The following is a 9,917-nucleotide window of genomic DNA, read 5'->3' on the forward strand; positions in this document are numbered from 1 at the left end:
GACAGCCTGTCGGCCGAATACGGGCTGCCGCGCGACACCGGCTGGGTGGCGTTGCTGCGGCAACGGCTCACGACCGAGCGAATCGATTATAGCGTCGCGAACGCCAGCGTCAGCGGCGACACCACGAGCGGCCGCCGGGCGCGGCTGCCCGCGGTGCTGCAGCGACTCAAGCCGTCGATCGTCGTCGTCGAGCTCGGTTCGAACGATGCACTGCGCGGCGTGCCGCTCGCGACGACCGAGCAGAACCTGCGCGACATCATCGCCGGCGCGCGACAGGCACAGGCGAAGGTCGTGCTGGTCGGCATGTACGTGCCACCCAACTACGGCCCCGACTACACGCAGAAGTTCCACGCCGTCTATACGCGCCTGTCGAAGGATCTCGGCGTGCCGCTCGTGCCGTTCCTGCTGGCCGGCATCGAGAACAAGCCCGAGATGTTCCAGGCCGACCAGATGCACCCTGCGCAGCAAGCGCAGGGCGTTCTGCTCGACAACGTGTGGCCGGCGCTGAAACCGCTGCTCGGCAAGCCACGCGGCTGACGAGCAGTCCTCGCCGGAAAACAAAAAGCCCCGCATGAAGCGGGGCTTTTTGTTGCGTACGAAACGACTATCAGTTGTCGCCGTTCTGCGACTGGCTGGTCGTCGAGCCGTACAGCTTCACCTTCGAGCGATCGCGCAGCGCGGCGAGATACGCTTCGCCTTCGCTCTGTGCGTCGACCTGCGCCATCTGCTGCTGCGCGGCCGCCAGTTGCTGCGGATCGACCGCCGAACCCGGGATCACCGCGTTCACGCGGTAGATCGCGTAGCCGTCCGCGCCGAGATCGACACCGACGTAGGCCGGCAGCGTCTTCGCATCGACCTTGTAGACGGCGCTCAGCGCAGCCGGCGTCAGGCCCTGCGACTGCGTGCGCGATACCTTCTGCGCGGCCGCGAACCCGTCGGTCGACTTCGACTTCTGCAGTTCGGCGAGCTTCGCCGCGCCGTCCTTCTTCGCGAGTTCCGCGGCCTGCTCGGCGACGACCTTCTGGCGCACGACGTCCTTGATCGCGTCGAGTGCGGGCACGGCAGCCGGCTTGTAGTCGGTCACGCGCGCCGAGATCAGCGTGTTGTTGCCGACGTCGATCGCCTGCGTGTTGTTCTGGCTCTTCACCGAGTCGGTGGCGAACACGGCGGCCAGGAACTTCGGATTGTTCAGCGGGCTCGTCGGCGGCAGTTGCGGATTCGGCGTCGGCGTGACGGTAGCCGTCTGGAGCGTCAGCTTGTACTTGTCCGCGGCCGGCTGCAGCGTCTTCGCCTTTTCGTAGACGGTGGACGTGAACCCTTCCGCGTTGTCCGTGAACGCCTTCGATGCGTACTGCTGCTTCAGGTCGACTGCGATCTGATCCTTCACGTCCGCGAACGGCTTGACGGCCGCGGGCTTCACTTCCGTTGCCTTCAGGATGTGGAAGCCCAGATCCGACTGCACGACACCGCTCACGTCGCCCTGCTTGAGCGCGAACGCGGCATCGTCGAACGCCTTGCCGCCTGCCGTCGAGCCGGGCGTGATGAAGCCGAGGTCGCCGCCCTTCGCGGCCGACGGTGCGTCCTGCGAGCTCTTCTGTGCGATCTGCGCGAACTGGTCCGGATGCGCCTTCACGTCGGCCAGCAGTTGCTCGGCCTTCGTCTTCGCTGCCGCCTTGTCGGCCGCGCTGGCGCTGCCCGCTGCGGCGATGAAGATGTGGCTCACGCGAACCTGCGCTTCGGTGCGGAAGTGCGTCGGGTTGTCGTCGTAGAACTTCTTGATGTCCGCATCGGTCGGCTGCGCGCCCGCGGCCGCTGCGGCCGGCGAATAGACGAGGTACTGGATCGTCGCGGTCTCCGGCGTCGCGAAGCTCTGCTTGTGCGCGTCATAGTACGCGGTGAGCTGCGCGTCGGTCGGCTGGACCTTCGCTGCGAAATCGCTCGTCTTCAGCACGAGCGGCTGCACTTCGCGCTGCTGCGCGGCGAGTTCGGACAGGCGTTGCGCGAGGCTCTTCGGCGTGAACGCGCTCGATACGATGCTGGCCGGAATCTGCTGCAGCGAGAGGCTGTAGCGCACGCGCTCCTGATACTGCTCGGGCGTCATCCCCTGGAACGACAGCAGTTGCGCATAGCGCTCGACGTCGATCGAACCATCGGGCTTCTTCAGCGACGCGATCATCGGGTCGCTCATCAGCGCTTCGCGCACGGCGTTGTCGGATGCGGTCAGGTGCAGACGCTGCGTTTCGTCTGCCAGCACGCGTTGCTGGATCAGGCCGTCGAGCACCTGCTTGCGGTGCTCGGGCGTATCGAACATCTTGATGTCGAACTGCCCGCCGAGTGCCTGGCGCGCCTGGTCGATCTGCTGGCGGAACGCGCCGTCGAATTCGACCCGCGTGATCTTGTGCCCGTTGACTGCCGCGACGTTCGCGCTATCGTCAAAGAAGCCGCGGAAGCCTTGGATCCCGACGAAACCCAGCCCCGGCAACACGATCAGGAGCAGGAGCGCCATCATCAGGCGCTGGTGATTACGGAAGAAATCGAGCATGCGTGACGGGAAAATTGGACAAAACGACCGATATTACAACATACGGGGTGGGACGGGAGAAAAGCAGGCGCACTACAGGCGAGCGCAACACGACAACCGGGCTCACAAAACAAAAATGCCCGCACAACGCGGGCGTTTTTGATTGTTTGGAGAGCGGACGGGACGCGCCTACATCACGCAGGCCGCGGCTGCGCTTGCAAGCGCAACCCTTCGAGTCCCGCCGGAAGCTGCGCAGGCAGCTTCCTCCACTCCGCTGTCACGCGCCCGCCAGCGGGCGCATCGGACAACACAAATGAAAAAGCCCGCACAAGGCGGGCTTCTTCATTTTCTGGCGGAGCGGACGGGACTCGAACCCGCGACCCCCGGCGTGACAGGCCGGTATTCTAACCGACTGAACTACCGCTCCTTGGTCTGGCTGAATCAGGAAACTGGTGGGTGCTGAGGGGTTCGAACCCCCGACCTACGCCTTGTAAGGGCGCCGCTCTACCAGCTGAGCTAAGCACCCGTTTCCGATTCGTTCTGGCTGCGATCTGCGTTTCGGCATCAACAACCAGCGAGCCCGCGAGTTTAATTCATCCCCAATCATTTTGCAAAGCCCCGACGTGAATTTTTTAAACGTTCGCGCGCACGATGCCGACACGCATAAAAAAACCCGCGGCCACGCCGCGGGTTTCGTGAACAACCGTCAGGAAGGACGGTGCCCCAATGCTTAGTGCTTGACGAATTCCGTCGAGCCGGCATCCTTCGCCGCATCGGCGACCGGTGCCGCCGCCTTCGCCTCTTCTTCCGGCGGCAGCGGGGTCGGCGAACGCTCGAGCGCGAGTTCCAGCACCTTGTCGATCCAGCGGACCGGCACGATCTCGATCGCGTTCTTCACGTTGTCCGGAATCTCGGCGAGATCCTTCACGTTCTCTTCCGGGATCAGCACGAGCTTGATGCCACCGCGATGCGCTGCGAGCAGCTTCTCCTTCAGGCCGCCGATCGGCAGGACTTCACCACGCAGCGTGATTTCGCCCGTCATCGCGACATCGGCACGCACCGGGATACCCGTCAGCACCGACACCAGCGCGGTCGTCATCGCACCGCCGGCGGACGGACCGTCCTTCGGCGTCGCACCTTCCGGCACGTGGATGTGGATGTCCTGCTTCTCGAACGCTTCGTCCTTGATGCCGAGACGACGCGAACGCGAGCGCACGACCGAACGTGCCGCCTCGACCGACTCCTTCATCACGTCACCGAGCGAACCCGTACGGATCACGTTGCCCTTGCCCGGCATCACCGCGGCTTCGATCGTCAGCAGGTCGCCGCCGACTTCCGTCCACGCGAGGCCCGTCACCTGACCGACCTGGTTTTCCTTCGCCGCGAGGCCGAAGTCGTACTTGCGCACACCAAGGAACGTGTCGAGGTTTTCGCCATCGACCTTGATCGCACCCGATGCCTTCTTCAGCAGCAGCATCTTCACGACCTTGCGGCAGATCTTCGACACTTCCCGCTCGAGCGAACGCACACCGGCTTCGCGCGTGTAGTAGCGGATGATGTCGCGGATCGCCTGTTCGGTGACGTCGATCTCGCCTTCCTTCAGCCCGTTGTTCTTCTTCTGCTTCGGCAGCAGGTAACGCTGGGCGATGCTGACCTTCTCGTCTTCCGTGTAGCCCGACAGACGGATCACTTCCATCCGGTCGAGCAGCGGCGGCGGGATGTTCAGCGAGTTCGACGTCGCGACGAACATCACGTCCGACAGGTCGAAGTCGACTTCGATGTAGTGGTCGGCGAACGTGTGGTTCTGTTCCGGATCGAGCACTTCGAGCAGCGCCGACGACGGATCGCCGCGGAAATCCATGCCCATCTTGTCGACTTCGTCGAGCAGGAAGAGCGGATTGCGCACGCCGACCTTCGTGAGGCTCTGCAGGATCTTGCCCGGCATCGAACCGATGTACGTACGACGGTGACCGCGGATCTCGGCTTCGTCACGCACGCCGCCGAGCGCCATCCGGACGAACTTGCGGTTCGTCGCGCGGGCGATCGACTGGCCGAGCGAGGTCTTGCCGACGCCCGGGGGCCCGACGAGGCACAGGATCGGCGCCTTGACCTTGTCGACGCGCTGTTGCACCGCGAGATACTCGAGGATGCGTTCCTTCACCTTCTCGAGGCCGAAGTGATCTTCGTCGAGCACCTGCTCGGCGTTCGACAGGTCATTGTTGACCTTGCTCTTCTTGCGCCACGGCAGGCCGATCAGCGTGTCGATGTAGTTGCGCACGACGGTCGCTTCCGCCGACATCGGCGACATCAGCTTCAGCTTCTTCAGCTCGGCGTCGGCCTTCTTCTTGGCTTCCTTCGGCATGCGCGCGGCGTTGATGCGCTTCTCGAGTTCCTCGAGATCGGCACCCTCTTCGCCTTCGCCCAGTTCCTTCTGGATCGCCTTGACCTGTTCGTTCAGGTAGTACTCGCGCTGGCTCTTTTCCATCTGGCGCTTCACGCGCCCGCGGATGCGCTTTTCGACCTGCAGGATGTCGATCTCGGCTTCGAGCTGCGCGAGCAGATGCTCGAGGCGCTCGATGACCGGGAACATCTCGAGGATGTGCTGCTTCTGGTCGAGTTTCAGCGGCAGGCGCTCGGCGATCATGTCGGCGAGGCGGCCTGCTTCATCGATGCCCGACAGCGACGTGAGGATCTCCGGCGGGATCTTCTTGTTCAGCTTCACGTACTGGTCGAACTGCGACACGATCGCGCGGCGCAGCGCTTCCGTTTCAGCGCTGTCGGCGTGATCGGGCTCGAGCGGCATCACTTCGCAGGAGAATTGCGTTTCCTGCTCTTCGATCGACAACGCCTTCGCGCGCTGCAGGCCCTCGACAAGCACCTTCACGGTGCCGTCCGGCAGCTTCAGCATCTGCAGGATGTTGGCGATACAACCGACCTCGTACATGTCCTTTTCGGTCGGTTCGTCCTTGGCCGCGGTTTTCTGGGCGACGAGCATGATGTGCTTGCCGCCTTCCATCGCTGCTTCGAGGGCCTTGATCGATTTCGGCCGGCCCACGAAGAGCGGAATCACCATGTGCGGGAAAACGACGACATCCCGCAGCGGCAGCAGCGGGAGCGTGATGCGTTCCGGCGGGAGAAGTTGGGTGCCTGACATTTCATTTCCCCATGAGTGGAATCAATTGTTCGGTAATTGAGGCCGCCACAACGAATTGCAAGCCTTCAAGTGCGGGAAATATTCGGTAAGAAAGTAACCACCGCGTGTCGAGTCAGAGTTACCCACAAGATAAACGAAAAAAAGCCGCCCACGGTCTCATGAACGGCCTTTTTCGCAGAACATCGTCGGCAAGCCGGTCAGTTCGAACCCGCCACCTTCGGCGTGTCCTCGTAGATCAGCAATGGCTTGCCGTCGCCATCGATGACGTTCTCGTCGATGATGACTTTGCTGACCCCTTTCATCGTCGGCAGTTCGTACATCACGTCGAGCAATGCCTGTTCGATGATCGAACGCAAACCGCGCGCGCCGGTCTTGCGGCGGATCGCCTTGCGGGCGACTGCCTGCAGCGCGCCCGGCCGGATTTCCAGCTCGACGCGTTCCATCGCGAACAGCTTGTGATACTGCTTGACGAGCGCGTTCTTCGGCTCGACCAGGATCTTCATCAGCGCCGCTTCATCGAGCTTGCCGAGCGTCGCGACCACCGGCAGGCGGCCGATCAATTCGGGGATCAGACCGAATTTGATCAGGTCTTCCGGTTCCGTTTCGCGCAGCACTTCGCCCGCGTCGCGTTCCTGCTTGCTCTTGACCGTCGCGCCGAAGCCGATACCGGTTTTCTCGGTACGATCGGTGATCACCTTTTCGAGACCGTCGAATGCACCGCCGCAGATGAACAGGATGTTGGTCGTGTCGACCTGAATGAAATCCTGGTTCGGGTGCTTGCGGCCGCCCTGCGGCGGCACCGACGCCATCGTGCCCTCGACGAGCTTCAGCAGCGCCTGCTGGACACCCTCGCCCGACACGTCGCGCGTGATCGACGGGTTGTCCGACTTGCGGCTGATCTTGTCGATTTCGTCGATGTAGACGATCCCACGCTGGGCCTTGTCGACCTCGTAGTTGCAGTTCTGCAACAGCTTCTGGATGATGTTCTCGACGTCCTCGCCGACGTAGCCGGCTTCGGTCAGCGTCGTCGCGTCGGCGATCACGAACGGCACGTTCAGCAACCGCGCGAGCGTCTGCGCGAGCAGCGTCTTGCCGGAACCCGTCGGGCCGATCAGCAGGATGTTGCTCTTCGACAGCTCGACGTCGTCCTTCTTGTCGAGATGCTTCAGGCGCTTGTAGTGGTTGTACACGGCCACCGCGAGGATCTTCTTCGCGCGCTCCTGGCCGATCACGTACTGATCGAGGATGTCGCGAATTTCCTGCGGGCTCGGCAGATCCGACCGGGACAGGCTGGCCTCGACGCCGGCGGCAGCCGCCTCGTCGCGAATGATCTCGTTGCAAAGGTCGATACATTCATCGCAGATGAACACCGACGGGCCAGCGATGAGTTTTTTCACCTCATGCTGGCTCTTTCCGCAAAACGAGCAATACAACAGCTTCTCGCTGTTCGAACCTTTTTTGTCCGCCATGAATGTAGAGCCTCCGGACAGGTAAATGACATGATACGCCGAATGCTCCGAGCGCCGCGCCTAGGGCGCGACCGGAGCCGGCTGGATGCGCTTGCCGCAGATGCTCAGGGCGTTCGGGACATCGCAGGGGCGCCGCACGAATCGGGGCGGCACCCCACTTAAGCTCACGGGCGCTTCAGCAGCACCTGATCGATCAGCCCGTACGCCTTCGCATCCTCGCTCGACATGAAGTTATCACGGTCGGTGTCGCGCGCGATGCGCTCGACGTCCTGGCCCGTGTGCTGCGCGAGCAACTGGTTCAGCCGCTCCTTCAGGTAGAGGATTTCGCGTGCCTGGATCTCGATGTCGGATGCCTGGCCGCGTGCGCCGCCGAGCGGCTGGTGAATCATCACGCGCGAGTTCGGCAGCGCGAAGCGCTTGCCCTTCGCACCCGACGCGAGCAGGAACGCACCCATGCTGGCCGCGAGGCCCATGCACAACGTCGACACGTCCGGCTTGATGAACTGCATCGTGTCGTAGATCGCCATGCCGGCCGACACCGACCCGCCCGGGCTGTTGATGTACAGGCTGATGTCCTTGTCGGGATTCTCGCTCTCGAGGAACAGCAGCTGCGCAACCACGAGGTTGGCGGTCTGGTCGTTCACTTCGCCGACCATGAACACCAGGCGCTCCTTCAGGAGACGCGAGTAGATATCGTACGAACGCTCGCCGCGGCCGCTCGTTTCGACGACGATCGGCACCAGCCCCAGCGCTTGCGCCTCGAAACCCTGCGGCGCGTTCGAAGCAAGCATGTCCAGCAATTCAGCGCGAGTGATCATTCAATGAACCTTGTTCGAATGGAAAATTGAACGGAAGGAAGCCGCCCGCTCAATCGCCATATTAATGGCAACCGTGCGCTTGACGTAAAAACGGCGTGCGGGCCGTCGCTCCGACAGCCGGCACGCCGCTAGAGCAACACTTACGCTTGCGCCGATGCGCTCGCGAGTGCTTCGAAGCTCACTTCCTTGTCCGTCACCTTCGCCTTGCCCAGCACGAAATCGACGACGTTGCTTTCAACGACGAACGCTTCCATCTCGGCGAGGCGCTGCTGGTTCGAATAATACCAGCGGACCACTTCCTTCGGGTCTTCGTAGCTCTTCGCAAACTCGTCCACTTCCGCGCGGATCTGTTCCGGCTTCGCTTCGAGGCTGTTCGACTTCACGAGTTCGGCCAGCACGAGGCCCAGCTTCACGCGGCGTTCTGCCTGCTCGGCGAACATCTCGGCCGGGATCGGTGCGTCCTTCGCGTTCGGCACGCCGCGCTGCGCCAGATCCTGGCGAGCCATTTCGACGAGGCGTTGCTGATCCTGCTCGATCAGCGCCTTCGGCACGTCGAGTTCGGAAATCTTCAGCAGCGCGTCCATCACCTGGTTCTTGACGATCGACTGCGTGCGGCGCTTCGCTTCACGCTCGAGGTTTTCCTTGATCTCGCCGCGCATCTTCGTGAGATCGCCGTCTTCGATGCCGAGCGACTTCGCGAATTCACCGTCGATTTCCGGCAGGTGCGGCCACTCGATCTTCTTCATCGTGACCGTGAATTGCGCCGTCTTGCCCGCGACGTCCTTGCCGTGGTAATCCTCCGGGAACGCCAGATCGAACGTGCGCGACTCGCCGTCCTTCAGGCCCAGCGCTGCCGTTTCGAATTCCGGCAGCATGCGGCCTTCGCCGAGCACGAACGGGAAATCTTCAGCCGTGCCGCCCTGGAACGCGACGTCGTCGATCTTACCGACGAAGTCGACCGTCACGCGGTCGCCGTTCTTCGCTGCGGTGTCCGCGCCGCCGTCGCCGTGCTCGCCGGCTTCGCCACGTGCGTGGAAGTGCACGCGCTGCTTGCGCAGGATGTCCAGCGTGCGGTCGATTTCATCGTCGCCGATCGACGTCGTCGAGCGCTCGACTTCAGCCGTCGCCAGATCGCCGATCTTCACTTCCGGGTACACCTCGAACGTCGCGTCGAACGCGTATGCACCTTCAGCCTGCTCCTGCTTCGGCTCGAAGCTCGGCTGGCCAGCGACGCGCAGGTTTTCCGCGCGGCTGATCGTGAAGAATTCCTGGCCGATCTTGTCGCTCAGCACTTCTGCCTCGACCTGACCCGCATACTGTTGCGCGACCATCTTCACCGGCACCTTGCCCGGGCGGAAACCCGGCATGCGCACGGTCTTCGCGAGTTTCTGGATACGGGCGTCGATTTCCTTCTGCACGGTGTCTTTCGGCAGGGAAATCGTCACGCGGCGTTCAAGCTTGCCGAGGTTCTCAACAACGTTAGCCATGGCTTCAATCGTCCTAAAATTATTCGAGCGAATCGGGTTTTCCTTGCCGTGCCTGCCTGCGGCGTGATGTGCGTCACATCCACTCGCCGCGCCGGAGCGCCACGCCATCCCTGCACGCGCCGGATGGCTAGCGCAAGCGGCTCGGAGCACGGCTTTGGCCGGAAGAATCGACTATTCTAGCAAACAATTTTCCTCACACCGCCAGATCGGCGCGACGTACATGCGTCTGCCCCGCATCGGCAGCCCTCTGCACGGCAATGCGCGCGGATCGCCGCTATGCCGAACGCCGTATCCACCACGGGCCCGCCATCCTGTAAGCTCCGATTGAAGGTATGCCGCCGCCGCGGCTCCATTCATTCCTCACACCAATCACGCCTTCCGGAGACACCATGCCGCAACACCCGTCCGCGCCTGTCGTCGTCATCGCGCCCGATTCGTTCAAAGGCTCGCTTTCCGCCGAGCAGGTCG

Annotated in this window: 7 protein-coding genes and 2 tRNA genes; 2 read left to right on the top strand and 7 right to left on the bottom strand. The window is 62.8% G+C overall.

Going from position 1 to position 9,917, the window contains the following annotated elements; genetic code table 11:
• On the top strand, positions 1 to 537 hold a 537-nt coding region (locus tag JYJ84_RS19405; protein ID WP_205189383.1), incomplete at its 5' end, for an arylesterase.
• Positions 538 to 607: 70 nt separating this feature from the next.
• Here the strand turns inward: JYJ84_RS19405 and JYJ84_RS19410 are convergent.
• From JYJ84_RS19410 to tig, 7 genes are all read right to left on the bottom strand, one after another.
• A complete protein-coding gene (locus JYJ84_RS19410; protein ID WP_174960972.1) occupies positions 608 to 2,542 on the bottom strand; it encodes a SurA N-terminal domain-containing protein in 1,935 nt (644 codons plus the stop codon).
• A gap of 329 nt (positions 2,543 to 2,871) precedes the next feature.
• Positions 2,872 to 2,948 (bottom strand) — tRNA-Asp (locus JYJ84_RS19415).
• A 23-nt stretch (positions 2,949 to 2,971) separates the two neighbouring features.
• Positions 2,972 to 3,047, bottom strand: a tRNA-Val gene (locus tag JYJ84_RS19420).
• Between the two features lie 204 nt (positions 3,048 to 3,251).
• Positions 3,252 to 5,675 carry an endopeptidase La gene (lon, locus tag JYJ84_RS19425; protein WP_175223375.1) on the bottom strand — a complete coding sequence of 808 codons (2,424 nt, stop codon included), beginning with the start codon at positions 5,673 to 5,675 and terminating at the stop codon, positions 3,252 to 3,254.
• 197 nt (positions 5,676 to 5,872) lie between these two features.
• Positions 5,873 to 7,144: an ATP-dependent Clp protease ATP-binding subunit ClpX gene (gene clpX / locus JYJ84_RS19430; RefSeq protein WP_006489345.1), complete on the bottom strand. Its 1,272-nt coding sequence runs from the start codon at positions 7,142 to 7,144 to the stop codon at positions 5,873 to 5,875.
• 164 nt (positions 7,145 to 7,308) lie between these two features.
• Positions 7,309 to 7,962, bottom strand: coding sequence for an ATP-dependent Clp endopeptidase proteolytic subunit ClpP (gene clpP, locus JYJ84_RS19435; protein ID WP_010092137.1), 654 nt, complete (start codon positions 7,960 to 7,962; stop codon positions 7,309 to 7,311).
• A 140-nt stretch (positions 7,963 to 8,102) separates the two neighbouring features.
• Positions 8,103 to 9,449 carry a trigger factor gene (gene tig / locus JYJ84_RS19440; RefSeq protein ID WP_174960970.1) on the bottom strand — a complete coding sequence of 449 codons (1,347 nt, stop codon included), beginning with the start codon at positions 9,447 to 9,449 and terminating at the stop codon, positions 8,103 to 8,105.
• Between the two features lie 389 nt (positions 9,450 to 9,838).
• On the opposite strand from tig, the gene JYJ84_RS37870 reads away from it, so the two are divergent.
• Positions 9,839 to 9,917 (top strand): glycerate kinase (locus tag JYJ84_RS37870; protein ID WP_240201877.1); only part of this gene is annotated, 79 nt, incomplete at its 3' end.

The organism is Burkholderia sp. LMG 13014, assembly GCF_905232215.1.
In the GTDB taxonomy this organism is placed as follows: domain Bacteria; phylum Pseudomonadota; class Gammaproteobacteria; order Burkholderiales; family Burkholderiaceae; genus Burkholderia.